The organism is Microbacterium sp. SORGH_AS_0421 (genome assembly GCF_030818635.1).
GTDB lineage: Bacteria > Actinomycetota > Actinomycetes > Actinomycetales > Microbacteriaceae > Microbacterium.
Genome location: NZ_JAUTAO010000001.1, coordinates 3,085,269 through 3,109,712, shown reverse-complemented (window position 1 = coordinate 3,109,712; position 24,444 = coordinate 3,085,269). Strand labels below are relative to the sequence as shown.

Below are 24,444 nucleotides of genomic sequence, written 5' to 3'. Positions count from 1 at the left end.
GTCCCTCAGCCCTCGCGCTGTGTTTCCCGTGTGCCACGACGCAGCGAGAAGCCGAGCTCGTCGAGCGTCGCATCGTCGGGGGCCTCTTCCGCCACGGGCGTCGAGCCTTTGCGCTTGGCGAGCTTCCGCTCCGCGCGAGTCAATTTCTTCGGTGTCTCCGTGTATCCGTAAGCGCCGTATCCGTACCCGTATGCGGAGTAGTACGAATCGGGGCCACGGGTGGGGACCATCGACATCACGAACCCGGCGAGCTTGGCCCCAACCGTGCTCAACGCTTCGGTCGCGCCCGTCAACTGGTGTTTGGTCGTCTTGCCCGCGGCAACAACCATGAGTGCGCCGCTGGTCACGCGCGCCAAGATGGCGGCGTCGGTGACCGGCAGAAGCGGGGGAGCGTCGCAGAGCACCACGTCGAAGTCTTTCTCCAACATGTTCAGCAGAGTCCCCATCTGCGCTGAACCGAGCAGCTCACTGGGGTTCGGGGGAATCTTTCCCGCGGGCAGAACGTACAGGCTGCGGCCTCCCCAGGGCAGCATCACCTCGTTGACCTTGGCTCGCCCGATCAGAACGTCCGTCAGACCCGCTCCGCCCTCGATGCTGAGGTACTCGGCAACCTTCGGCTTGCGCAAGTCGGTGTCGAGAAGAGCGACGCGCTTGCCGGCATCCGCAAGGGCGATCGCCAGGTTGATCGTCGTCGTCGACTTTCCCTCGCTGGGTATGGAGCTCGTCACGACGAAGCTCGCACGACCCCCCATGTCGAGGAACTGCAGGTTCGTACGCAAGGCGCGGAACGACTCTGCGCGAGGGCTCAGGGGGTCGGCGTGCACGATGAGCGGCCGCTCTTTCGCCTTCGCGTCGTACGCGATTGCCCCGATGTTCGGGGCGGCGGTGATCTGTTCGGCTTCGCGCGGCACCCGAATTCGATTGTCGAGGCTCGTACGAAGAACGGCTGCCGCAAGCCCGAGTGCGAGTCCGATCAACCCGCCGAGCGCGAGGTTGAGGGGGACGTTCGGGCTGGAGGGCGATGCGGATGGCTGGGCCTCGCTCACGCGGCTCAGACGGACAGGGCTCGTACCGTCAGAGGCTTCGGGCTCGAGCTGAGGGACCACTTCTGAAAGGCTCGTAGCAACCGCGTTGGCGAGGGTTGCCGCCATCACGGCATCCGGGTCTGAAACCGTCAGCGTGATGAGGGTCGAGTTGAGAGCCCCCTGCCGCTTTGACCTCCTTGGCGAGAGCCTGCGCGGTCGTAGGAAGGCCGAGCTGAGCGATGACCGGCTCGAGAACTATCGGGGTGCTCACGAGACCCACGTAAGTGTTGATACGAGCCTGCGCGAAGCTCGACCCCTGCTGCAACTCTGCGGCAGAGCTTCCCGCTTGGGTGGAAACGAAGATGGTGCTCGAGGATTCGTAAATAGGTGTTCGCGTTGCGGTGAAACCGACAGCAGCGCCGAGGCCCACGAAAGTGAGCACGACGATGACGAGCCAATTCTTGCGGAGGATGCGGATGTATTCGCTGAGCTCCATGGTGCCTTTCGAGGACGCGCGGCCTGCCGGGGGAGAAGGCGGGGCATTTTGATCAGTCTGACACAGGCAATGTCGTTCCCTGCAGCCGATCACGTCGGTTTGGGCACGCCTTCCTGCGGACGGCGAACCGGGCGAGTGCGCTCATCTGGCCGCGAAAGATGTGCGATAGATGGACGACCTCGCGCCCGCCTGCGATCACCGCGCAGAGAGGTCAGCCGAGAGCAAGCCGAAGGACACGCTCCACCGCGGTCAGGGCCGGGTCTAGCTGCTCGGCGGATTTTACGTACGTCGTCCAGGACCGGCGATAGGGATCGACGACGTCGTCGTCTTCCGGCGCGGCAGGCGGTAGCGCTAGTCCGCGTTGTCGCGCTACCAGCGCGAGGACGGCGCGCAGTCGGTCTCGGGAATCGTTCCGAGCACCGCTTGCCGATTCTTGGGCGGCTTCGCGAATTTCGTCGTCGCTCACTCCGGCCGACAGGCGAGCAAATTCGCGCGCGGTGAACGTATTTCTCAGGCCGCTCGGAGCCAGCTCCACGATCTCGCGCCGGTGATCGCGTGCGAGGGCGATGACCAGATTCGCATTGTGCACGTCCGCCGCGGTCAGCAGCCGTGCGCCGTGGCCACCGACGACCGCGGGCACGCCGCGCGTGGCAGCGAGCTCTATCGCTTGGGCAGTCATGGGCACGCCTTCCCGCGCTCGGGTGCCGGCGCTGGAAATGGACACGGCAAGATCAGCGAGCCGATGCTCCAAGACTTTCTCGACGAGCGGAGACCGACAGATGTTGCCGGTGCAGACGGCAAGAATGTGAATCACGAGAACTTTCGGAGACGAGATCAATCGGTTCTGACCGGTCACGACCGGTAGCTTGGCCACGTGCCCGGTAAGTTTAATGACTCCGCTCGCTCCGTCGACGCTCCGACGTTCGGTGTTGCGCCAGCAGAGTCGCTCATCGGGCGGGTGTCGCCGGGGCGGAGACGACGGCGAAACGACTGGCGGCAGGGAGGGCGCTCCGTCGAGAAGTGGGACTCGCGCGTGCTGGCGGTGGCCTTGCTGGGATTGGGGGCGGGCATTCTCGGTGCGGGATTGGCCAACGTCTTGCTTCCCTCGGCGCCAATCGTGTCGACGCTCGCTTTGTGGGCAGGGCTCATCGCTGCCACGGCTTTCGCTTTCCTCCGCGCACGGCCCGCAGGGCTCATGCGTATCCGTCCGACGGATCTGCTCTGGGGGTTCGGGCTGGGGCTCATGCTCCGCGTCCTTCAAGGGTGGGTCAGCGGGGCTGACACAGCCGCCTTCCCGTCGACTTCGAGCGCGACGGGTGCCGCTGATGCATCCTGGTGGCTGATGCAATTGCTCCCCGCGGGCCTCATCGGGCCGGTGGTGGAAGAATTTTTCTTCCGAGCAGTTTTGATCGTGGCGGTGTACCAGCTGTTGCGCCGAAGCGTGGGGCCGGCCGCTGCTGCTGTGACAGCCCTGCTGGTCTCAGCGGGTATTTTCGTCATGCTGCATGGAATGCGCGGAATCCTGCTTCTCAACGACGGGCTGGTTTTCTTCGCAGTCGGGGCCGCGTGTGGGCTTGTCGTCCTCCTGACGGGCCGCCTGTGGGGGGCAGTGCTCCTCCACATGGTGTACAACGTCTCGTACCTGCTTCTTGTCCTCGTCGGCGCATCGCTGGCTTGAGGGGCTGATACTGTTTGCCGAAACGCCGTGACTGTACATATCGGACGTCGATTACGATGCACGGTTTCCCCGGGAAATCTCTTATTGCGAGCACCGACAGCGTGCCACAGATCCACATGACGAGATACCCTCTCGCGTGTGAGTCCTGTATTGCAGCGACCGAGTCATGACTGGATCAAATCGGAGGCCGTCAAATTGGCTGAGCAAAAGACTCAGATAATTGTCTCGCAGGGATATAAGGGCCACCGCCTTATGTACGTTCGTCTACTGGCCAAGGCGGCTTTGGGTAAAGACAGGGTGCCGGTTTTGGTTTTGCCGTTAGAGGCGAAGCACTCTGTAGAGTTTCGCGTCCATCTTGCAGATTTGCCTAAAAGCGTGCAAATCATCTACCTCGGAGGGCGAATAAGTGTCCGCGGGCTTGCGAAGATGCTTCCATCATCCTCCGAGGCTATGCCCGTCGTCTTCTCAGAGGGTGATTCATGGCTGGCAAAACTACTTTTCTCTCCCCGTCTGCACGGCGGGGCGACGGCGCTCATCATGAGAAAGCCGAATGCAGTCTCTGACTCTCTGTGCCGGCCCGCGCGTATAGCCGCAAAATCAGCATTGATCTGGGGTCTGCGCGCCGTGCGCCGTTACCAGGTGTTCCTCCTTCAGGACGCAATCAGCTCACCTGGGGGAAAGTGGGCGGTGGCTGACCCCGTGACAATGTCCGCGGACCCCTCGGATCGAGAGCGTCTTCGCGATGAGTGGGCCGCTCTCGTGGTCGAGAAGCCCCGCTACTGGGTTGGGGTGGTCGGGGGGATCGGCCCTAGAAAGAACGTCCCATTCGTTTCGGAAGCCGTGGCGTCTCTCGGCTCCGATTTCGGCCTTGTGGTCGCAGGCGAAGCCGAGGCCCAGGAGGCTGATATCGAAGAATGGTTATCGACAGCCCGGCGTGCCGGTACGCCGGTCGTGCGGATCGAGGGGACACTCAGCGAGCACCACTTTGACTCCATTGTCGCTGCACTAGACGTCGTAGTTGTTGCGCATTCGAATGAGGGGCCGAGCGGAATTCTCGCTAAGGCGGTCCTCGCAGAGACGCCCGTAGCCGCAGCCGGTGCCCAATCTCTTAGACTTGCGGCCGACTCATCTGATGGGGCGGTGGCCTGGTCGGAACTCAAGGCTCACCTGATTGCCGATTCTATACAATCTCTCGTTTCCGTTGACCGGAAACTGACCTCGCGGAAGAATCTATCGACATCGTCGTTCACCGATCGCCTGCTCTCCACTTCCCCAAATCGGGGCCAGCGAAGGGGGCGGCATGAAAAGTGAGGGCCGTCCGTTAAAAAAGACGGCGCTTGTTGTGAACGCGGGAACGCATCCGGAGCCCTATCAGGTTGCGGTTGGGCTTGCGGAGATTGGCTGGGCGGTTGATTACCTGACGGGGTCTCAGTTCGCGCCCTCCGAGATGACGCGTGCGCTACTAACCGTCATACCAGTCCGCCTCAGGAGTTTCATATCCGCCAGGCTCCTGGGAGATGACGTCACACGCTTGAACCAGTTTTTCTACGCAGGTTTCGGATTCGAGTTTCTTTACTTGCTGCTACGGAACCGAGTACCAGCGTGTGCCGACAAGGCACTTGCGCGGCGCACTCGCAGGGTCGCGCGTCGTGCGGTGAAGTTAGTAACACGCGGCGCCGCGTACGATGTGGTGATAGCTCAACACACCAGCGCAATTCTGCCTTTCTCGTCCGCTCCCAGGGGCACAGGTCGCGTGCTCTTGCAACCGATTCTCGACGCGGGCACCCTAAACAGTGTCTTACGCGCGGAAGCTGCGGCCAACCCGTCTTGGGCGGACCTTCTGCCCCCACCTGTGGACGCGAAGCTACAGGAGGGGGAGATTGAGACTGCGGATCTTGTGATAACCGGTAGTGAACTTGTGGCGCAGCCCATACGTGACAGGTACGGCAAGCCCGCCTTCTCGGCGCACTACGGCGGCCCTGACGTTTCCTCCGTTGATATGCGGCGGCCCTCCGACCGCTTGGGGCCACTACAGGTGCTTTTCGCAGGGCAGGTTAACCAGCGCAAAGGGATTGGCTACTTGCTGGATGCGGTGCGGGGCTTCGAGCCAACGCTTGAACTCCGTGTTGCCGGGCAGGCGGGAGATCTTGTGAAACGGCGAGCCGCGGACCTGCCTCACGTCACGTTCCTCGGGGCATTGTCACGGGCTGATCTGGAGCGAGAGTATAGGCAGGCAGATGTGCTTGTCCTGCCCAGCCTCGCGGAGGGATTCGCGCTTGTCGTGACTGAGGCGATGTCGACGGGTCTGCCGTGCATCGTCACAAATCGCACCGGCGCTCACGAAGTGATTCGTCCTGGCGAGAACGGTTTTGTCGTCGATGCAGGCGACACTGCCGCGCTTCGTAGTGAGCTCGAGCGGGTCCTTGCCGATAGGGCTACTTTGGGGATCGTCGGCGAACGCGCGCGGGCGACGGCGGGAAGTCTGACCTGGCGTAAATTTCGAGAAGCGGTGGCCGTTCGTATAGACCGACATCAGTTCGGAAACACTGAGTGAGCCGCGTTGACCGGTCGAGAGTGACCGCACCACGGATCGATCGTTACGTGTCGGTTAGCCCCTCCGTGACGTTGACAACGAGGCTGTGCACGTTGTTGATCCGGGGCTGGAGCGTCCGGGTGCGCTCCGAAGGTGTCTCTGCCGCTTCCGTGCTCGAACGGTGGAGCTCGTGATCACATTTCTGATTTTGCTCAAACGGGAGACGTGCGCGTGGTGAAACATGCTGGCCCGGGACTTCAGGCGGCGTTGCTAACGGGAGCAACTGGTGGCTCACAAGCGATGGTTGCTCTCGCTTACGTTTTGTGCGCGCGTGCGGCCTCTCCAGAATCCTTCGGCTACGTGGCTTCCGCCATCGGTCTCGGTATGGCCATGATCGGCATCGTGGATTTCGGGGCGAACTCGTTTTGGATGAGGTCCCTGGCAAATGGCGCGATGACGCTGTCAGACGCGGCGCGGCGGGCATTTTGGAAGAGTGTTACGGCCGTTTTGCTTGCGCTTATCATCCTGGCGGTAACGTCCCTGGCATCTGTGCCCTCGGAGTTTCTGGCGGCGGCTCCCGTTTTCCTGGCGATGACACTCGCTCAGTTGGCACAGGTACCTTTGCGTGCGGCCGCGCGCAGCGACTTAGTAGCCATAGCGCTCGTTGTGAGCCGGATTTTTATGTTTGTGGTTTTGTTGCTTCTGTTAGTTGCGAATGTCGACGCGACTGTCGCGTTGTGGGCTTCTCTTTCGCTGGGGGCCTTCTCGGAAAGTTTTCTCTATCTCATGTTCACGCCGAGAGTCCAACGTTTCGCGTTGAATGACTATCGTTTTATCAACCCGTGGCAGGGATCGACTAATTTCGGTGTCTACTCCATCGCGACCAGCTTCCAGAGTCTCGATGTCTCGCTTGTGACCTCATTTGCTGGTGCCCCCGCTGGCGGAAGTTACGCGGCGGTCAATCGTTGGACTCAGCCGCTCGGCCTCGCAGTAACGGGGTTCACCTCCGCGGCCGCTCCTTTCATCGCTCGCGCGGAGACATTCCGTGAAGGATGGCAGGTCATTCGGAGAGCTTGGTGGATGCTCTGGGTTGCCTTATCCGCATGCGTTTTCGCCTTTGTGCTGGCGCCGATAATTGTTCCCATTCTATTGGGGGCGGCCTATGAGGACTCTGTTCTCGTATTTCAAATCATGGCGCTCGGCACCATACCCGCACTTTTGACACAGCCGCTAGCGGTCTTCAGTCAAATGCGGGGTGCGGATCGCTCTGTTGGCATTCTCACGGCCTGTGGAATTGCAGTTCGTCTCGCCGCGACCGCAGTATTGGCCGCGGGGCTCGGAGCGGTCGGAGGTGCGCTCGCATACGCTCTCGCCCAGGCTCTGCTAGTGGTGGCCCTGGGTACCGTTTTTGTTCGTGCAGTACGAAATGAGCCGAGAGAATGAGAATTCTGCAGGTACTGCTCAGTGAGCGTATCGGCGGAGCCGAATCTGCTGCGAGTTCGCTCGCGTCCGAGTGGCGGGCTAAGGGCCACGATTCGGTGACCGTCTACTTGGATTCTAAAGGAACTCGGGCGTTCAGTCGGGTGCGATACTTATTCGAAGAGATTCGTGCGCTCAAGCCAGATGTTGTCGTATCTCATTCAGCTTTACCCAATCTCTACACACGCGCGGCGGCGATCGGGCTTGGGGTTCCAGTGGTCTGCGTGCTTCATAGCGCCGCTCGAGATTTTGACGATGTGAAGATCCGCGTTTCGGAAAGGCTCCTCCGTTTCGCAACCGCGGCGGTCGTTGCCGTAAGCGCGTCTCAAGTGTCGGAGTACCGCAGTCATTTTCCCCGCGCTCGCGTGGATCTGATACCCAACGGTGTTGAAGGAAAATTCTCGCCGGCGAGCGAGATGCCACCGGGGTTCAGGATATTGTCGGTTGGACGAGTCGTGCACCAGAAGGACCCAGATACGTGGTCGCAGATCGCACGTGCGATGTACGCGAAGGATGAGCGGCTGCGATTTGTTTGGATCGGGCCGACCGGCTTAGATTCCGACTTATCGTCCCTTGAGAATGTGCTCAAGGGGTCCGTTGAGGCGCAATTCGCGGGACCATCGAGCGATGTCGCTACGGAGCTCCGTCAGTCGCGTTTCCTTCTTCACACTGCCCACCGGGAGGCGCACAGTGTTGCGCTACTGGAGGCCGCGGCTTCAGGCCTGCCGATTGTCTGCACGCGTGAGGTCGGGGCCGGTCTACCCAACTGGGTGGTGCGCGAAGAGTTCGTCGCCGGTGACGTGGCGAGCGGCGTCCGGGCAGTCTCGCATGTCGTATCCGAGATTGAGGTGTACGAAGGTCTCGCTCGAGCGGCGGCAGCGAAGGTTGTGCGTGAGTTCGGAGTGGGCGCGTGCGCCGATCGCTATCTGCAGGTATTCAGCCGTTTGGTTTGAGCTGTTGCCGTCGGGCGCCACGGGGCACCTCGGATCGGGCTGATGTTTTCACCCTGCGCTCAAAGCCCGGACGAACACCTCGGCAAACCTGCCGGGAGTGCACGAGAGGATCTCTGGCGTCTCGATGGGACCGGCCCAGGTTCTGCGACTCTCGGCCATCGCGTGCGCAATTGCCGCCAGTTCAGGTTCGCAGAGCGAGACGCCCTTCATACTCGCTACCGACCGCGCGACGCCCGCGTCGCTCGAGACGACGGCGTGTAGGCCCGCGGCCAACGCTTCGTTTACGACCAGTCCCCACACCTCGGTAATCGAGGGGAGGACCAGGGTGTCGTGGCGGGCGAGCAGCGCGGGGATGTCCTGGTAGGAAACAGAAGGCACGATGTCGACAGCTTCGGTGAGCGCAAGCCGGTCGATCTCGGCAGCAGTAGCTGGGGCCAGCTCTCCCTTGCCGACGATGGTGAGTCGGTCGGCTTCCTCTCGGCAGTCCGCGAAGGCACGGATGAGTGAGAGGGGGTCCTTGCGGGGGACTAGCTGTCCGATGAAGAGGAAGCGGTGACCGGTACCCTCTCGACACGGGCGAGTCGACTCGCGGGCAATCCAATCGACGTCGACCGGATTGAATCCGACGTAGATTCTGGCTTCCTTCACCCCCATCGCGGCGACGGCTTCGGCAGCTGCCTCTCCAGGGACAACGACGGCATCGAGATGGCGGAAGTACCACCGACGCGCGGCGGCGACGAGGCCGTCGGCATGCCCTTGGCTTGAAAGTGTCGATTCGTAGAAGCCCACGCTGCGCACCGGGCGCCGGGCGGTCTTGATCTGCGCAAGAGCCTGCCAGTACGCCGGGGATTCCCAGCCGCCGAGTACCACGCCATCGACATGTGATCGCAGGGGCGGGCGGAGGGCGAGGTAGTAGTTCTCCTCGCCGCACTGCAGGCGCTTGGTCGACACGAACGCTGTGTCGTCGCTCTGCAGACCGATCTCGTACCAGTCTTCGGGGCGGTTACCGGGCTTGCTGTGAAATTGTGTGCTGCTTTCGAGCAGACGTATCTGGAAATCGAACCGGTTCCGTAGAGCGTCCCAGACGGGTCGCCGATAAGGTGCTGCACGGCCCGTGAGCCAGTCAACTTTCTGCATCAGTTCCACTTCCTTCGCGTCCGCGTCTCGGGCGCGCACACGCTCCACGTCTCGCGTTCTGGACCGCGGAGTCCGTGATTCAGGCGGTTTTTGGGCTCAACAATTGCCGCGCGGTACCGTCTGGGGCAGGCGCCGGGAGCGGGTTCGCGACGCCCCTCGTGATGGAGAAGACAGACGCCACGAGAGCACTTAGGAGGTTATCAGTGCAATGATGCCGTTTCGGAAATTGGCCACCATGGCCTCCATGCGCGGAGGTGCCGGCCATTCGATCGGCATTGTGTTGTTTGTGCTTTGGATAGCAGTTTCCAATGCGTCTGCGAAGTCAGCCGCGTTGTCGCGAGGCATGATGAGGCTCTCGTTCAAACGCAGATACTCGATCTCCGGCGCATGCCAGGGCCATTGGGTCGTAATGATCGCGCGGCGGGCGGTCAGTGCATCAACGGCGATGAGTCCAACCCGCCCGGGGTTGGCAATCGCCGCTGACCCCTTCAAGATGACTGCCTTCGTGTCCACATCGGCGTAGCCGACGAGAGTGACCTGGCCCCGCGCTGCCGCCGGCCTGAGCAGGTGCTCCTGCTCGCCGCGGCCAGCGACTACGACGTGCACATCGCTTCCGCGCGAGTGGAGCACGTCCAGTGAATCGGCGAGCACGTCGACCTTCTTGCTCCGGTCGAGACCACCCACGTAGGAAAGGTACGGAGCGTCTGGAATGTCGTGTTGCTCGCGAAATGCCGCGATGTCCGCGCTTGTCGTGCGCGCGAGAGCAGCCTGCAGACTCGTGGTGTCGATCGTATTCATCACGGTGGTGATGCGCTCTGCCGGTACTCCGTGCCCTCGAGCGAACGCAGCGCCGCCGGGCATGTAGGCGAAGACGTGTTGGGCATGCCGGAGTTGCCAACGTTCAATCGCGCCGTCGACCGGGTTGAGGGGCGAGGTATACGAGGCGATATGTCCCCACACGCCGACCCGACGTGGGTGCCGCCCGACCGTGGCGAGGAGGGCGTCGAGTGAGGAGCCTTGGTGGGGGACGATGACGGCATCCGAGTCCCTCCACAGATGGGACGTGCGTGTCAGGTTGAGGTTACGTGAGCCGACGGAGAATGTGCGCGTAGGCACTTGCTCGAGCCATGACGCTAGCGCTGAATCTCCCCGCTGCGCCTGTTCCTTCGACGCTTCTCCAGCGATGACGCGCAGCTTCACTCCGTCCGCTCGAAGGGCTGCGAAAAGGCCGTCGAAGAAGGGCAAGCGATATCGAGGAAGATACGGCTGCACGATGACGACCTCAGTCACGTCGCGTCGCCATCGCGTAGGCATACTCGTCCTGTAACTCGCGGGCAACGCCGCTGATGTCCAGTTCCGCTTTCACGTACGAGACAGCTCCGCGGCGCAGCGACTCAGACACATCGTCGTCGGTGCGTACGCGCCGAACCGCCTCGGCTAGCGCCTCCACCGTGCCGTCGGTGACGACAGCCGCGCCGTACCGTTCGCAATCTGCAGCGATGCCCAGTGAGGAGGTCGTGACGACCGGGGTGCCCGCCACGAAGGATTCGAGAACGGTCATCGGGAACACCTCGTTGACGGCGGGAAGCACGTAGACCCGGGCGGATGCCATGGCGGATGCCGTCTCGTCAGGGGGAAGCGCGCCGATCCACCGCAGACGATTACCCAATCCGCTGGAGGCGATTGCGCGTGTCACGGCGGTCCCTTCGCCTTCATCGGGCCCGACGATCAAGAACCTCGTGTCGGGAAGGTCACTGGCAAGTCGTTTCGCCATCTCGACGAACGCGAGCGGGCGTTTCCGCTCGTGCAGGCGCGCGAGGAAGAGCACGGTGTCGCCTCGCTCTTCCAGAGGAGTCATCTCGCGTAATTCCACCCCGTTTCGGATCGCGCGCACTCGTCCCGGAGTCGCTAGCTCGGCAAGATCCGTCCTCTCCGCGGGCGTCAGCAACAACCAACTCGCGGCGCCGACGAGCGCCCGGCGAGTGGCGATGAGGTCCAGCAGAGAGGCGAGTTTCTTTTCGGAGCCGTCGATCATGCCGTGTGTCTGTGTGACGTACGGCACGCCAGCCTTTTTGAGGGCGAGGGCAGCAGGAAGGGTCGCCAGGTCGCGAGCCAGGTGCACGTGGGCGACGTCCAGCTCGCTCGCCTGGGCGCGGACAGCAGCGCGCAGGCCGCGGGGACGCAATGTCGCGAATCCGCCGAATGGCGCGACCTTGTGTGCGGGGAACGTTCGAAGACGGAAGCCGTCTCGATCGGTGTCGCCAGCCTCGTCCGCGGGCGACCCCGCGAAAACGGTCACTTCGTGGCCGAGTTCGGCAAGCGCCTTGGCCTGTCCGAAGGCCACGCGCGTCGGCCCTCCGAAGGCTCCGTCTGCCGAGGCGTAGGTCACGACGTGCGCAATTTTCATGCGGGGTTCCGTGCATCCAATGAACGGGGCCCAACGAACGCCATCGGATTGCCGCCCCACACCTCATCTGCGGGTACCGCACGCGCCTCAACCACGCTGAGCGGACGAATGAGGGCATTACGACCGATGTGCGCTCCGCCCAGCACGATGCACCGCGAGGTGATCCAGGCGCCGGCTTCGATATGGATGGGGCGGGTGAGAAGGGCCATGTCCCGACGGTGGGCGTGACTCCCCGTCGTCAAGAGCGTCTCCTGCGAGATCACCACGTCGTGGCCCACGTGAATGTGGTCCTGGTTGTGGAACCACACACCTTCGCCTATCCAGGAGCGGTCGCCGATGTGCAGCTTCCACGGGAATTTCACTCGGGTGCGGGGGCGGAAGATCACGCCACGGCCGATCTCTGCGCCGAACGCACGCAGCACACGGATGCGGATACCAGAGCTGATTTGCCATGCATTTGTGACGAAGAGCAGTTCACACGCGGCCCAGAGGTACACCTTCCACCGCGGCTGGTCCCACGCGGCTCTCTCGCCCGGGGCTTTCGAGAGGTCGATCACGGGAATTTCGCCCACGGCGTCCCTTTCGTTTCGCTGCTCCGTCATGGTCACCGCTGTAGGGTTCGGAACGTGCAACCTTTGCGAACCCTCGTGTTCGGGCTGAACTTTCCCCCGGAGGCTACGGGAATCTCTCCCTATACGGGAGGTCTCGCGTCTGGCCTTGCGGAACGTGGCCATCTCGTGCGCTCTGTGGTGGCCCACCCCCATTATCCGGCCTGGAAGGTCGACGCCGGTTACGGACAGTGGATACGGCAAGAAAATTACAGCGGGGTGGCGGTGCAACGTCTGCGTCACTACGTCCCGAGGCGGCCATCTCCCGTTCCTCGCGCCCTTTCCGAGGTGACATTCGGCCTTCGCCAGATGCTCATTCGGTGGGGTCGTCCCGCGTCGATCATTGCGGTTTCACCCGCGTTGTTGTCGTCAGCGCTCGTACGCTTGCGGGCGTTGGCCACCCATCGGCGGACGCCCTTCGTCGTCTGGGTGCAAGACCTCTACGGCCTCGGCGTGCTCGAGACGGGGCAGGGGGGCGGCCTCGCGGCGCGAGCCATCCTCGCTGTGGAGAGATGGCTTTTGAGATCTGCGACGACTGTCGTGGTTATTCACGACCGATTTGCCGACCGTGTTCATGAAGACTTCGGCGTTCCTCGCGAGCGCATCGCCGTAGTTCGCAATTGGTCGCACCTTCCTCCGCTCCCACCGGTTGATGCGGGCGCCGTTCGGCGAGCGTACGGATGGGCCGACGACGAGGTCATCGTGGTGCACGCCGGCAATATGGGCGTCAAACAGGGGCTTCGTTATGTTGTGGAAGCCGGACGCCTTGCGAAGGTGCGCAGAGAGCGTGTGCGATTCATTCTCGTGGGCGACGGCTCTCAGAGAGAAGAACTCAAGGAGCAGATCCAGGATTCTCCAACGACGACGGAACTGATGGCACCGCTCGACAATCGCTCCTTCGGCGACGTCTTGCAGGCAGCTGACGTTCTTCTCGTGAACGAGCTGCCCGGCGTTGCCGAGATGGCAGTGCCCAGCAAACTGACCTCCTACTTCGCGTCTGGACGCCCCGTTCTGGCCGCCACGGATGCCGCCGGGATCACCGCGCAGGAGATAGCGATGGCCGAGGCGGGAATAACGGTCCCTGCGGGTGACGCCGAGGCGATCCTGAGCGGAGCGAAGCGTCTCGCCTCGAGCGGCGAGGAATCCGCTCGGCTCGGGGCAAACGGGAGACGTTACAAGGAGCACCTTCTGGGCGAAACATTCGCGATCGACCAGTTCGATAGTCTTCTCGCGGATCTCACCGCCTCCGCTGCCAAGAAGCATTCCGCTCATCCCAGATCCTCCTGAAGATTGGTTCAAAAACGTGACCAAGCGTGCTTTCATCACTGGCATCACGGGCCAGGATGGGTCCTATCTCGCCGAATTGCTCCTGTCTAAGGGGTACGAGGTTCACGGACTCATCCGACGGGCGTCGACGTTCAACACCCACCGCATCGACCACCTCTATGTCGACTCGCACGACCCGAGTGCGAAGCTTTTCCTCCACTACGGCGACCTGTCTGACGGCGCGCGGCTGGTGACGCTCATGTCTGAGATCAACCCTGACGAGGTCTACAACCTTGCGGCCCAGTCGCACGTGCGCGTCTCGTTCGACGAGCCCGAGCACACGGCCGACACCACCGGCACCGGAACTATTCGCCTGCTCGAAGCGGTGCGTCTCTCCGGTATCCAGACGAAGTTCTACCAGGCCTCCACATCCGAGCTGTATGGCGCCACGCCGCCGCCCCAGAACGAAGAGACTCCGTTCTACCCGCGCTCGCCGTATGCAGCGGCCAAGCTCTACAGCTACTGGATCACCAAGAACTATCGCGAGGCGTACGACATGTACGCGGTCAACGGCATTTTGTTCAATCACGAGTCACCCCGCCGTGGCGAGACCTTCGTGACGCGCAAGATCACACGCGCCGTCGCGCGTATCAAGGCCGGCGTTCAGAAGGACCTGTACCTCGGAAACCTCGACTCCGTCCGTGACTGGGGTTACGCGGCCGAGTACGTGGAAGGTATGTGGCGCATGCTGCAGGCCGACACGCCGGAAGACTTCGTGCTTGCCACCGGGGTGGGTTACACGATCAGGGACTTTCTCGAGGTCTCCTTCGGTCACGTCGGACTCGACTGGGCCGAATTCGTCAAGTTCGACGAGCGCTACCTGCGCCCGACCGAGGTCGACGCCCTCATCGGCGACCCGACCAAAGCTGCTGACAAGCTCGGCTGGGTGCCCTCGGTCCACGGTGAGGAACTGGCGAAGCTCATGGTGGACGCGGACGTCACTCTTCTCGAGAGGGGTTCCGAGTGGATCGACACCGTCTCGCTTCCGACCTGGACCAACCGCGACATGCTCGGAGCGCGCGCGTGAGCACCGCCGTCGACGGTGTGCAGTACACACCGGGTGAGCTCGACCGTGACGCGATGTTCTACGTCGCCGGTCATCGCGGGCTCGTCGGGTCGGCCATCGTGCGCAAGCTCGAGGCCTCCGGGTTCGAGAACGTTGTGGGGAAGCCCTCCGCCGAGCTCGATCTCAAGGACCGCGACGCCGTTTTCGCCTATATGGGGGAGACCAAGCCGAAGTACGTCGTGCTGGCCGCGGCGAAGGTAGGCGGCATCCTCGCGAACTCCACCTACCCGGTGGACTTCTTGAGCGACAACATGCGCATCCAGGTCAACGTGCTCGATGCCGCCCTCGCTAACGACGTGGAGCGGGTGCTGTTCCTCGGCTCATCCTGCATCTACCCGAAGTTCGCTGAGCAGCCCATCCGTGAAGACTCGCTGTTGACGGGGCACCTCGAACCCACGAACGACGCGTATGCCATCGCGAAGATCGCAGGCATCCTGCAGACGCAGGCCGTGCGTCGTCAGTACGGTCTGCCGTGGATCAGCGCGATGCCGACCAACCTCTACGGCCCCAACGACAACTTCTCGCCGAAGGGGTCGCACGTGCTGCCGGCGCTCATCCGTCGTTATGACGAAGCTGCGCGCTCCGGGGCGGCGAGCGTCACGAACTGGGGGACCGGAACACCGCGCCGTGAGTTCCTGCACGCCGATGACATGGCCGATGCTTGCCTGCACCTGATGGAGCACTACGACGGGCCGGACCAGGTCAACGTCGGTACTGGCAGCGACGTGACGATTCGCGAGATCGCCGAGACGATCGCTCGTGTCACGGGCTTCACCGGTGAAACCGAATGGGATACGTCCAAGCCTGACGGCACGCCGCAGAAGCTCTTGGACGTGTCCAAGCTCGCCGATGCAGGCTGGACGGCATCCATCTCACTCGAAGAGGGCATGGAGCGCACGGTCGCCTGGTACCGCGACCACGTCGACACCATTCGCGAGTAGGTGTTCCGACACGTGGTTTTGTTCCGGGTCCGTGATGACGTCACGGACCCGGACGTGTCTGCGGCCATGGACGAGCTGCGCGCAGCCGGAAATGCACTGGAGGTCACGGCGTGGACCGTCGTCCTGTCGCTCGATACACGCAAGGGGCGGATCATCGTCCAGGACGGGACCTTTCGGGACCGATGCGCGTTCGAGACGTGGCGCGCGGGGGAGGTTCACCGGCAGGTTGCCCGACGTATGGCGGGGATGGCTGACTGGTGGGTGGGGGATTGGTCGACGGAAGTCCCGTGAATGGGCCGGTCAGCGGCGTAGCTCGATCCGAGCAACGCAGCGGTTCACCTGCGCGGACAACAGACTGCGACGGCGGGCGCGACGCTTCGCCATCTCCACCTGGGCACGATAGGCCAGGTCCGGTTCGCGTCCGCCGCAGGTGACGGGCTTCGGTGACGTGCGCAAAAGGCAGAAGGCCCCGGATCTTGCGATCCGGGGCCTTCTTCTTGTTGCGGGGGCAGGATTTGAACCTACGACCTCTGGGTTATGAGCCCAGCGAGCTACCGAGCTGCTCCACCCCGCGGCACAAGAGAAAACATTACCCACAGATGAACGAACTCGCAAATCCGGGCGTACGGCCCGGGAGTGTCGCGCGAGAATAGCCTGGTGAGAGGCAACATCACAAAATCGTCGGCGGACGCCCTGATTGGCTAGCGCGCCGAGCCGACCGCAGCAGAACGGAGATTCTCTAGCGCTGAATTGAGCGCGGTCGTGGCGTCCGGGGTCGTGCGCGGCGCGTCATCCTCGTACTGTGGATCGTGGTGCCGGTGATCGTCCGGTACGGGAGAGGGAGAGGGCTCGATGAGTCACGACACCGTCGGCATTGGCGTCGCCCAGTTCGCGCCGTCGGCCTCGCGAGAGGGCAACCTCGCCGACATCGCTGATCTCGCCCGCACGGCTGCGGCCCGTGGGGCCGGTGTGGTCGTCTTCCCGGAGTACTCCAGCTACTTCGTGGACCCCTTCGACCCGTCCCTCGCGGAGAACGCCGAAGACCTCGACGGCCCGTTCGTGCAAACGCTCGTCACGTTGGCGGCGGAACTCGACATCGTCGTGGTCGCGGGGCTCGTCGAAAGAGCCGACGACGGCCGCCGCGTGCGGAACGCGGTCGTTGCGGTGGGTGCCGACGGCATCCGGTCGGTCTATCGAAAGCTGCACCTGTACGACGCCTTCGGACAGCGTGAGTCCGACTGGGTGGAGCCGGGGGAGATTGTTCCGCCCCAGACGTTCGAGGTGCGTGGTCTGCGGTTTGGTTTGATGACCTGTTACGACCTGCGGTTCCCCGAGGTGTCTCGCACGTTGGCGGATGCAGGAGTCGACGTGGCTCTGGTTCCGGCGGAATGGGTCCGTGGTCCGCTCAAGGAACACCACTGGAAGACGCTGCTGACCGCCAGGTCGATCGAGAATACCTTCTTCGTGGCTGCGGCCGACCACCCACCGCCGCTCGGTGTGGGGCATTCGATGATTATCGACCCGCAGGGCGTCACCGTGGCTCAGGTGGGCACGGCGACCGATGTGGCAGTGGCACATGTAGATCCGGCCGCGATTGCGCGTGTGAGGCGTGTGAACCCCGCTCTGGAGCTGCGACGGTACCGGGTCACGCCGCGCTGATCGACTCGAAATTTGTCACACCGATCGGTCCACGACGTTTCTGCCGTCGCCGGGAAGCGCTGCGACGTTTGCCCGTTGTATGTAGGCGAATAGGCAGACGGCACCTACCCTGCACGATCGCCGCGATACCGGCGCCCTACTTCGCAGCCAGAATCGTCAAGGGAGAGCCGACCTCGGTGCGGTCGACCGCCTACACTGCCGGCCTCACCACCCGGACCTCTGGGACTGCTATAGCGAGGAGACTGCCAGGGACGGGCGGTTCAATTTAGGCAACGCGAAAGGGCTACAGGTCGTGGCCAACCGGCTTCGCCCGGGAGGCAGAGCTCGGGCTCTGTTTTTCGTGCGGTCGCGTTCGCCTATACAAAGGCCTGAGATGCCATGGACCCGGGCGGGGTCATTGTAGGAATCTTGGGCGGCGCGTCCGGCTAGGCCGCCCCAATGCCGTATCTGCGGGATCCGCAGTGGCCTGTGTGCCCGTCCGCGTCGAGCCCGAGCGAGGTTCCTGGGCAGAAGCCCCGGCAATGAAGAGAAAGACGACGAACGCGGCCATGATGTAGGGCCTGCCGGGTGCCGAGAATACTTCGGTAATCGACATGACGCAGAGGACGCCGGCGAGTGCCGTCGTGAAGAGACGTGACTCAAGCTGGCACTGGGCGCGGCACGCATAGACCACCGCAACCACGAACGCTCCGACTCCGACGACCCCGAACGAGACGAGAAGTTCAAGAAACAGGTTATGGGTGGAGTAGTTCAGTTGTATGCCGTCGGTGCCGCCGCCTCGAACCCAGAACGACGAGCCGTACCCGAACCATGGCTGCGCTTCGATAAGCCGCTGCGCGTAAAGCCACAGGGCGCCACGCTCCGTGAAGTCCAGGCCTGTCCAGCCGAGAAACGTGAATGAGGCGGTCACGACGCCCGCTGCAACGGCCGCAGTTGTGACGAAGAATTTCCGGCCCGTCTGCTTGGACAATTGGTAAGCAAGTGCGATGCCGACTGCAGCGATCCACGAGTACAGTGCCGAGCGGCTGCTAGTCAGGTCGACCAGGATGTAGCTGCTCATCACGACGACGCCAAAACGGACTGGCGATGACGTGGTGAGAAGGCTTACAGCTGCGCTGGCCGCGACAACGAGTCCGAGGGCGTTGCCAGTTCCAAGTGGACCGAGCGATTCGCCCCACATCGAGCACTTGTCTAGGCGGCAGGCGCCAATGACAAGGGGCCCGTTGATAGCCGCAATTCCCGCAATGGCAACGAGGCCGACTGTGATGCCTACACGGCTGCCGTCCAGGATGGCCTGCAGATCGTAACCTCGAGAGGGCGTAACGATGGCCGGGAGGAAAAGCAGAAACGACAGGACGACGATGGGTGAGGGCGTCTGTATCGATTGGGCGGCGAGAACACCAAACGCGAGTAGAAGCCACGCCCCGCTTGCGGGGATGCGCGCTCTTGTCACTAGTGAGCGTACGACTGCAATGAACCCGAAGGCGAGTATGGGTGCGAGTCGTATGGCCACGTCCAGGTCGGATGATCCGACGGACCCCACCGATGCGATGTTTAGAGCGGGAAAGCTCATGCCGGCGGCGAACGCGGAGAGCGTCCACCAGAACTCGATCCGTTCAGCGGACGGGTGGGTTCGTTTGCTGGGACGGCGAATCGCGAGAAACCAAAGTGCCACGGCACAGAGCAGAGCTATCAGCGCAAGTGACATGCGGTCAGCCTAACCAAGTCCTCGACTGCATCAGTCGTGCGCAGACTTCGTCGCCTCTGCGTGAAGCTGACGTGTGGGAGACATGTGCTTTCAGGGCCCCGGATGAGGCCCCGAGTGTTCCCGCAGGTTGAGCCGCGCTAGCTATCGATGCCGAGGATGCAATCAGACAACGATCCCGGCGGAGGCGATGTGCTCCGTCTCCACCACCGCAGTCGGGTGAAGCGACGTGCCGTGGGCGGATGGAGATACCGATGCACGCGAGACCGGACGTCCCTCAGTCGACAGGCTGGCGCACCCTTCGACACGACGCTTCAATGAGGTCCTGGCCAGGCGGCATCCCTAGTTAGAGTTCGCGCTCGTGGCGTCTCGTCGTTGGCGGTCGTCACCAGCCCGAGCCGTTGAGTTCGATCCCGTCCGCGCGGTCGACCACGCGAAGCTGATGCGCGGGTCCAGAACACGGGCAGAACGTTCGCGTCATCGACGCCGTCTCGGAGTACTCGAAGCTCGCACACGTTGTCCAAGAGCACCGCCCGGGCGTGACACGTTCCACGAACACCGCGAGTTTGCTGCGTCGCAGCCCGACGGCTGCGTGGCCGCAGGCTCGACACGATCCGGTCGACGCGGAGGTCAAACCGTCAGAGCTGGCCACGGGCTTGCGCTCTCACTGCGGCGACGACGGACTCGTGGGACGGATGGACGAACAGCACCCCGACGCCCTGGTGGAAGCTACCAGGCCGGATCGCGAAGGTGTAGCGAACCTCGACGGTCGGATCGTCGCGAAGTACCCGACGTATCACTTCTTTCACGCCCTCGGTCACACGGCCTCCAACCAACGCGGGTTCGTCATGGCGCACCGCTACGTTTTCACGTGTGAGACCTGCGATGCGGGTTTGTTGACCATTCGACAATATTTCGTATTTTGTCCGCAACAAACGTCACGCTTTCGGAGGGAAAGGGGGCGGCTTCTGTGTGGTCGACATCTCTCCCGGACGGCGGGGTGATTCGACGGCGGGAAGCGTGTACTCGTCGACGCTCAGCGACTGTCTGCGCGCCTCGGCCGCCTCAGTTGAACGTCATCCCCGCCAATCGCTCCGCCGCATCCTGCAGCACCTCCACCCGCTTGCACGCGGCGAACCGCACGAGCGTCGCGTAGTCGCCGCGGTGCTCGGGCGTCACGAACGCGGTGAGCGGAATACCGACCACCCCGGCGCGGGCGGGCAGCTCGCGGCAGAACGCGTCGGCGTCGGTGGCGCCGAGCGGGGCGGCATCCACCACCGTGAAATACGACCCCGCGGGCGTCGAGACGTCGAACCCGGCGGCGCGCAGCCCCGTGCCCAGCAGGGCGGCCTTGGCCGCCATCTCGGACGCGACCGAGGCGAAGAACGCGTCGGGGAGGCGCAGGCCCACCGCGATCGCCGGTTGAAAAGGCGAACCGCCCACATAGGTGAGGTACTGCTTGACGGCGAGCACGGCGGTGACGAGATCGGCGGGGCCGGTGACCCACCCGGTCTTCCACCCGGTCAGCGAGAACGTCTTGCCGCCCGACGAGATCGACAGCGTCCGCTCCGCGGCTCCGGGGAGGGTGGCGATCGGCACGTGCGGTCCGTCGAACACCAGGTGCTCGTAGACCTCGTCGGTGACGATGATCGCGTCGTGCCGGTGGGCCAGGCGAACGACCTCGTCGAGCACCTCGCGCGAGAAGACCGTGCCGGTCGGGTTGTGCGGGTCGTTCACGAGGATCACGCGGGTGCGATCCGTGACGGCCGCTGCGAGCTGCGCGAGGTCGGGTTGAAAGTCGGGCCACCGCAAGGGCACGGGCACGAGTTTCGCGCCCGACAGGGCCACGCAGGCCGCGTACGAGTCGTAGTACGGCTCGAACACCACGACCTCGTCGTCGGGGGAGTCCACGAGCGCCAGCAGGGTCGCGGCGAGCGCCTCGGTCGCTCCGACCGTCACCAGCACCTCGCGCTGCGGGTCGAGCTCGATCCCGTAGAAGCGCCTCTGGTGCTCGGCGACGGCGGCCAACAGGTCGGGAAAGCCGCGTCCCGGGGCGTATTGATTGACGCCCGACGAGATGGCCGAGCGGGCGGCATCCAGAACCGCTTCCGGTCCGTCCTCGTCGGGAAAGCCCTGGCCGAGGTTGAGGGCGCCGGTCGCGGTGGCGAGGGCGCTCATCTCGGCGAAGATCGTCGGAACCGATGAGCCGTCGGGCGCGAGCAGTCCCGCGCCTTGAGCGGTGCGCTGCCAGGCGCCGGGAATGTGTCGCATGGATCCAGGATGCCGCACCCTCGCGCAGCGCAAGCGGGAATGCCGCGCGGGTCTCTCCTGCTAGACCCATAGAGACGGCCCACGCCCGTCATAGGTGGTCCACAGGAACGGTGGTCATCGTAGAAGCACCTGGAACAAGGAGCATCCCATGAGCGACACCACGGACAACCGTCCCGAGGGCAACGACAACAGCCACCAGAACAACCCGGCCGCGAACGGCGCCGTTCCCGCGTCGCCGCAGCCCGAGTCCACCGCCCCCGCCGCCCCGCGCTACGACGCGCCGCCGGTCCCCACCCGTTCGCCGGCCTCGGCCGCCGCGGCCTGGCCGCCGCCCGCCGCGGGTGCTGCCGCGCCCCAGCAGCCCGGTTGCGCCTCGGCCCCCTCGGGCTCCACCTCGCCGACCGGTCAGGCCTTCGGCCCCGCTGCGACCGACGCGCACCCCACGCTGGCGATGCCGTCCTCGGCATCCACCGCTCCCCGCAAGAAGAGCGCGGCACCGCGGATCGCCGCTCTGCTGGTCGCGGCCGCCCTCGTCGGCGGTGGCGCAGGTCTCGGCGGCACCTACGCCGGCCTCAGCCTCTGGGGCGGATCGAACTCCTCGGTCGCCTCGGGGCCGCAGGCGATCACCGTCAACAACCCCGACAGCGTCAACAACACCTCCGCGGTCGCCGCGAAGGTCGTCCCGAGCGTCGTGACCATCAGCGCCACGGCCGGGCAGTCGGGCGGCACCGGTTCGGGCGTCATCCTCAGCCAGGACGGCTACGTGCTCACCAACACCCACGTGGTCACCCTCGACGGTCAGAGCGGCAGCGCGAGCATCTCGGTCACCACGTCGGACGGCAAGGTCTACGCGGCCAAGGTGGTCGGAACCGACCCCACCTACGACCTCGCGGTCATCAAGCTCGAGAACGCTTCAGGTCTGACCCCGATCGAGTGGGCCGATTCGTCGAAGCTCAATGTCGGCGACAACACCATCGCCGTCGGCGCTCCCCTCGACCTACCCAACACGGTCACCACGGGTATCGTCAGCGCGCTGAACCGCTCGATCCAGGTCGCTTCGTCGGCCGCTCCGAGCGACGGCTCCGACCAGCAGCAGCAGGAGCCCGGCCAGGAGAGCCCGTTCCGCTTCGACTTCGGTCAGGGTCAGCAGCAGCAGTCGACCAGTCAGACGATCAAGATCGCCGTCATCCAGACCGACGCCGCCATCAACCCCGGCAACTCGGGCGGGGCGCTCGTCGACAACCAGGGCAAGCTCATCGGCATCAACGTCGCCATCGCGAGCGCCGGCGGGTCGTCCTCGGGCGGGCAGTCGGGCAACATCGGCGTCGGCTTCTCGATCCCCTCCGACATCGCCAAGCGCGTCTCCCAGGAGATCATCGACAACGGCTCCGCCACGCACGGCCTGCTGGGTGCCTCGGTTCAGGATGCCGCGTCCATCCAGGGCGCCACCACGACCGGTGCCTACATCGCCGACGTGTCCAGCGGCGGCGCGGCCCAGGCCGCCGGGCTGCAGAAGGGTGACGTGATCACCAAGTTCAACGGCATCCCGATCACGAACTCCATCGACCTGACCGCTCAGGTGCGCGCTCTCGCCGCCGGCAGCAAGGCGGAGGTCACGTACAACCGCGGCAACGCCGAGAAGACCGCCGAGGTGACCCTGGGGTCCATGCCCACGAGCTGACCCCGCGGTTCCCGCGAAGAACGCCACCCCGCTGAATCCCAGCGGGGTGGCGTTCTTCGTGGGTTTCGGGCCCCGTCAGTGCAGGGGTGCCAACCGCCCGATCGCCGCGAGGGGGATGCCCACCCAGTCCGGGCGGTTGCGCGTCTCGTAGATCGCCTCGTACACGGCTTTGTCGAGCTCGAAGGCCTTCAACAGAGCGTCGTCGTCGGTGCGGGGGCGGCCGGTCGTGGCGGCGTACCCGTCGAGGAACGCCTGCTGCGCAGCGATGACCCACGCGCGCACGGCTTCGCCGTCGTCGTCGGCGACCGCGCCCGAGACGTAGTCGAACGAGCGGAGCATTCCCGCGACATCGCGCACGGCGACGTCGGGCTGCAGACGCTCGTTGATCGGGCGAAGCGGCTCGCCCTCGAAGTCCAGGAGCACCCAGCCGTTCGAGGCGGTGTCGAGCACCTGCCCGAGGTGCAGATCGCCGTGAATGCGCTGAAGAGCCGGCCACCTCACGTCGAGGGCCCTGTCGTAGACCTCGTGGATCTGCTCCTCGTAGGGCTTGAGGGCGGGCACCTCCATCAGTGCGATGGTCAGGCGGCGTTCCCAGGCGCTGTTCACCGACGACTTGTCGGCCGCACTCGGGGGGAATGTCGAGAACCGCTCGGCCAGGGCCACGTGCATGCCGGCGACACTCGCTCCGAGGGCGTACGCACGCTCCGAGAAGTCGTCGCCTGCGGCGGCGGCATCGAGCGCGACGCGCCACGCATCTTCGACGCCCTCGAAGAACTCCTGCGCGAAGGCGAGCGAACCGCTGACGGGAACGCCCTCCGGGGTCATCCAGATTCCGCGTACCTCACCGATCGCTCCGGGCACGAATGAGGCCCCGCCGGCGGCCAGCGCGGACTGGAGCTCGACGTCGGGATTAATCCCCGGATTCACCTGACGGAACAACTTACAGATGACGGGTACACCCGTTTCTTCACCCTCGAGACGGTAGATGATCGAGGTGTTCGACTGCTCGCCGCTGAGCACGCGGGCCGTCGTACGCGAGGCCAACGGGCGCCCGTTGGTCGCCCCGAGCGCGATGCCCCGGAAGCCGTCCTCCGGCGCCCCCACCTCGCCGCCCGCGGTGACCAGCGCGTACAGCGCGTCGGTGAAGGCGGGGTCGGTGGTGGCATCCGTCCATACCTGTCCCTCGGCTGCGGCGCCGATCAGGCTCCCCGGCGGAACCGAGCCTTCCGCTCGGCGTGCGACGGGCACCTGGTACACGATCGCCGGTTGCACGGCTTCGTCGCGCACCAGCAGCACTCGCGCGTCGGCGGCGTCGAGCGGCCAGTCGGCCACGAGAGTCAGCCGCGGGTCGCGGCCCTTTGTTCCGTACCAGCGCTGACGCGGCATCCAGACAGCGAGGAGTTCGAGGAGGTCGCCCATGCGGGCAGGCTAACGCGCCGTCGAGTCCTTCGTGCAGGTCTTGCGCGCGGCCCCTCGTCG

20 protein-coding genes, 1 tRNA gene and 1 pseudogene are annotated in these 24,444 nt (G+C 64.2%); 11 read left to right on the top strand and 11 right to left on the bottom strand.

The features are described 5' to 3' along the window. Positions 1-5: 5 nt before the first annotated feature. A pseudogene (locus QE416_RS14900) lies at positions 6-1,521 on the bottom strand (polysaccharide biosynthesis tyrosine autokinase). A gap of 211 nt (positions 1,522-1,732) precedes the next feature. Then, positions 1,733-2,395, bottom strand: a complete 663-nt coding sequence (locus tag QE416_RS14895; RefSeq protein ID WP_307317334.1) for a low molecular weight phosphatase family protein — start codon at positions 2,393-2,395, stop codon at positions 1,733-1,735. A 159-nt stretch (positions 2,396-2,554) separates the two neighbouring features. Here QE416_RS14895 and QE416_RS14890 point away from each other — a divergent pair, with 159 nt between their 5' ends. The 5 genes from QE416_RS14890 to QE416_RS14870 all read left to right on the top strand — a co-directional run bounded on the left by QE416_RS14890 (position 2,555) and on the right by QE416_RS14870 (position 8,164). Further along, a complete protein-coding gene (locus tag QE416_RS14890) occupies positions 2,555-3,199 on the top strand; it encodes a CPBP family intramembrane glutamic endopeptidase (protein ID WP_307317332.1) in 645 nt (214 codons plus the stop codon). Positions 3,200-3,574: 375 nt separating this feature from the next. Continuing rightward, positions 3,575-4,510, top strand: a complete 936-nt coding sequence (locus QE416_RS14885; protein WP_307317330.1) for a glycosyltransferase — start codon at positions 3,575-3,577, stop codon at positions 4,508-4,510. A gap of 541 nt (positions 4,511-5,051) precedes the next feature. Further along, a complete protein-coding gene (locus QE416_RS14880) occupies positions 5,052-5,753 on the top strand; it encodes a glycosyltransferase family 4 protein (protein ID WP_307317328.1) in 702 nt (233 codons plus the stop codon). Positions 5,754-6,092: 339 nt separating this feature from the next. Next, the gene (locus tag QE416_RS14875; protein ID WP_210074460.1) at positions 6,093-7,175 is read left to right on the top strand and encodes a lipopolysaccharide biosynthesis protein; all 1,083 of its coding nucleotides are present in this window, start codon (positions 6,093-6,095) and stop codon (positions 7,173-7,175) included. Further along, a complete protein-coding gene (locus tag QE416_RS14870; RefSeq protein WP_307317326.1) occupies positions 7,172-8,164 on the top strand; it encodes a glycosyltransferase in 993 nt (330 codons plus the stop codon). The genes QE416_RS14875 and QE416_RS14870 overlap by 4 nt, the downstream gene beginning before the upstream one ends. A gap of 48 nt (positions 8,165-8,212) precedes the next feature. On the opposite strand, the gene QE416_RS14865 is transcribed toward QE416_RS14870, so the two are convergent. From QE416_RS14865 to QE416_RS14850, 4 genes are all read right to left on the bottom strand, one after another. Next, positions 8,213-9,349 carry a glycosyltransferase family 4 protein gene (locus tag QE416_RS14865; RefSeq protein ID WP_307317325.1) on the bottom strand — a complete coding sequence of 379 codons (1,137 nt, stop codon included), beginning with the start codon at positions 9,347-9,349 and terminating at the stop codon, positions 8,213-8,215. A 141-nt stretch (positions 9,350-9,490) separates the two neighbouring features. Next, complete coding sequence (locus tag QE416_RS14860; protein ID WP_307317322.1) at positions 9,491-10,591, bottom strand: glycosyltransferase; 1,101 nt, start codon at positions 10,589-10,591, stop codon at positions 9,491-9,493. Further along, a complete protein-coding gene (locus tag QE416_RS14855) occupies positions 10,584-11,708 on the bottom strand; it encodes a glycosyltransferase (RefSeq protein ID WP_307317319.1) in 1,125 nt (374 codons plus the stop codon). Before QE416_RS14855 ends, QE416_RS14860 begins: the two co-directional genes overlap by 8 nt. After that, positions 11,705-12,310 (bottom strand): acetyltransferase, encoded by a 606-nt coding sequence (locus tag QE416_RS14850; protein WP_210075339.1) that lies wholly within the window; start codon positions 12,308-12,310, stop codon positions 11,705-11,707. Before QE416_RS14850 ends, QE416_RS14855 begins: the two co-directional genes overlap by 4 nt. 24 nt (positions 12,311-12,334) lie before the next feature. On the opposite strand from QE416_RS14850, the gene QE416_RS14845 reads away from it, so the two are divergent. From QE416_RS14845 to QE416_RS14830, 4 genes are all read left to right on the top strand, one after another. Continuing rightward, positions 12,335-13,603 (top strand): glycosyltransferase, encoded by a 1,269-nt coding sequence (locus tag QE416_RS14845; RefSeq protein ID WP_307317317.1) that lies wholly within the window; start codon positions 12,335-12,337, stop codon positions 13,601-13,603. A 16-nt stretch (positions 13,604-13,619) separates the two neighbouring features. Continuing rightward, the gene (gene gmd, locus QE416_RS14840) at positions 13,620-14,669 is read left to right on the top strand and encodes a GDP-mannose 4,6-dehydratase (RefSeq protein WP_210074473.1); all 1,050 of its coding nucleotides are present in this window, start codon (positions 13,620-13,622) and stop codon (positions 14,667-14,669) included. Between the two features lie 53 nt (positions 14,670-14,722). Then, a complete protein-coding gene (locus QE416_RS14835) occupies positions 14,723-15,649 on the top strand; it encodes a GDP-L-fucose synthase (protein WP_307317967.1) in 927 nt (308 codons plus the stop codon). 66 nt (positions 15,650-15,715) lie between these two features. After that, complete coding sequence (locus tag QE416_RS14830) at positions 15,716-15,940, top strand: Dabb family protein (RefSeq protein ID WP_307317315.1); 225 nt, start codon at positions 15,716-15,718, stop codon at positions 15,938-15,940. A 209-nt stretch (positions 15,941-16,149) separates the two neighbouring features. On the opposite strand, the gene QE416_RS14825 is transcribed toward QE416_RS14830, so the two are convergent. Beyond that, positions 16,150-16,223: transfer RNA gene (locus tag QE416_RS14825), tRNA-Met, on the bottom strand. A gap of 278 nt (positions 16,224-16,501) precedes the next feature. Between QE416_RS14825 and QE416_RS14820 the strand changes: the two genes are divergently transcribed. Then, positions 16,502-17,308 (top strand): carbon-nitrogen hydrolase family protein, encoded by an 807-nt coding sequence (locus QE416_RS14820; protein WP_307317314.1) that lies wholly within the window; start codon positions 16,502-16,504, stop codon positions 17,306-17,308. Positions 17,309-17,702: 394 nt separating this feature from the next. On the opposite strand, the gene QE416_RS14815 is transcribed toward QE416_RS14820, so the two are convergent. From QE416_RS14815 to QE416_RS14805, 3 genes are all read right to left on the bottom strand, one after another. Next, positions 17,703-19,016: an O-antigen ligase family protein gene (locus QE416_RS14815; RefSeq protein WP_307317312.1), complete on the bottom strand. Its 1,314-nt coding sequence runs from the start codon at positions 19,014-19,016 to the stop codon at positions 17,703-17,705. Positions 19,017-19,651: 635 nt separating this feature from the next. Next, positions 19,652-19,834 (bottom strand): hypothetical protein, encoded by a 183-nt coding sequence (locus QE416_RS14810; RefSeq protein WP_307317309.1) that lies wholly within the window; start codon positions 19,832-19,834, stop codon positions 19,652-19,654. A gap of 244 nt (positions 19,835-20,078) precedes the next feature. Further along, positions 20,079-21,284, bottom strand: coding sequence for an aminotransferase class I/II-fold pyridoxal phosphate-dependent enzyme (locus QE416_RS14805; RefSeq protein WP_307317308.1), 1,206 nt, complete (start codon positions 21,282-21,284; stop codon positions 20,079-20,081). A 148-nt stretch (positions 21,285-21,432) separates the two neighbouring features. On the opposite strand from QE416_RS14805, the gene QE416_RS14800 reads away from it, so the two are divergent. Next, on the top strand, positions 21,433-22,965 hold the full coding sequence (locus QE416_RS14800; protein WP_307317306.1) for a S1C family serine protease: 1,533 nt from the start codon (positions 21,433-21,435) through the stop codon (positions 22,963-22,965). Positions 22,966-23,040: 75 nt separating this feature from the next. On the opposite strand, the gene QE416_RS14795 is transcribed toward QE416_RS14800, so the two are convergent. Next, entirely contained in the window at positions 23,041-24,384 is a 1,344-nt protein-coding gene (locus tag QE416_RS14795) for an aminoglycoside phosphotransferase (RefSeq protein ID WP_307317301.1), read from the bottom strand. Between the last annotated feature and the right edge of the window lie 60 nt (positions 24,385-24,444).

Bases quoted from the DNA above. Each gene is read 5' to 3' on its own strand.
- QE416_RS14795 (WP_307317301.1), bottom strand. From the start codon at position 24,384: ATGGGCGACCTCCTCGAACTCCTCGCTGTCTGGATGCCGCGTCAGCGC.
- QE416_RS14850 (WP_210075339.1), bottom strand. From the start codon at position 12,310: ATGACGGAGCAGCGAAACGAAAGGGACGCCGTGGGCGAAATTCCCGTG.
- QE416_RS14855 (WP_307317319.1), bottom strand. From the start codon at position 11,708: ATGAAAATTGCGCACGTCGTGACCTACGCCTCGGCAGACGGAGCCTTC.
- QE416_RS14820 (WP_307317314.1), top strand. From the start codon at position 16,502: ATGAGTCACGACACCGTCGGCATTGGCGTCGCCCAGTTCGCGCCGTCG.
- QE416_RS14870 (WP_307317326.1), top strand. From the start codon at position 7,172: ATGAGAATTCTGCAGGTACTGCTCAGTGAGCGTATCGGCGGAGCCGAA.
- QE416_RS14835 (WP_307317967.1), top strand. From the start codon at position 14,723: ATGTTCTACGTCGCCGGTCATCGCGGGCTCGTCGGGTCGGCCATCGTG.
- QE416_RS14830 (WP_307317315.1), top strand. From the start codon at position 15,716: ATGGACGAGCTGCGCGCAGCCGGAAATGCACTGGAGGTCACGGCGTGG.
- QE416_RS14805 (WP_307317308.1), bottom strand. From the start codon at position 21,284: ATGCGACACATTCCCGGCGCCTGGCAGCGCACCGCTCAAGGCGCGGGA.
- QE416_RS14815 (WP_307317312.1), bottom strand. From the start codon at position 19,016: ATGTCACTTGCGCTGATAGCTCTGCTCTGTGCCGTGGCACTTTGGTTT.
- QE416_RS14800 (WP_307317306.1), top strand. From the start codon at position 21,433: ATGAGCGACACCACGGACAACCGTCCCGAGGGCAACGACAACAGCCAC.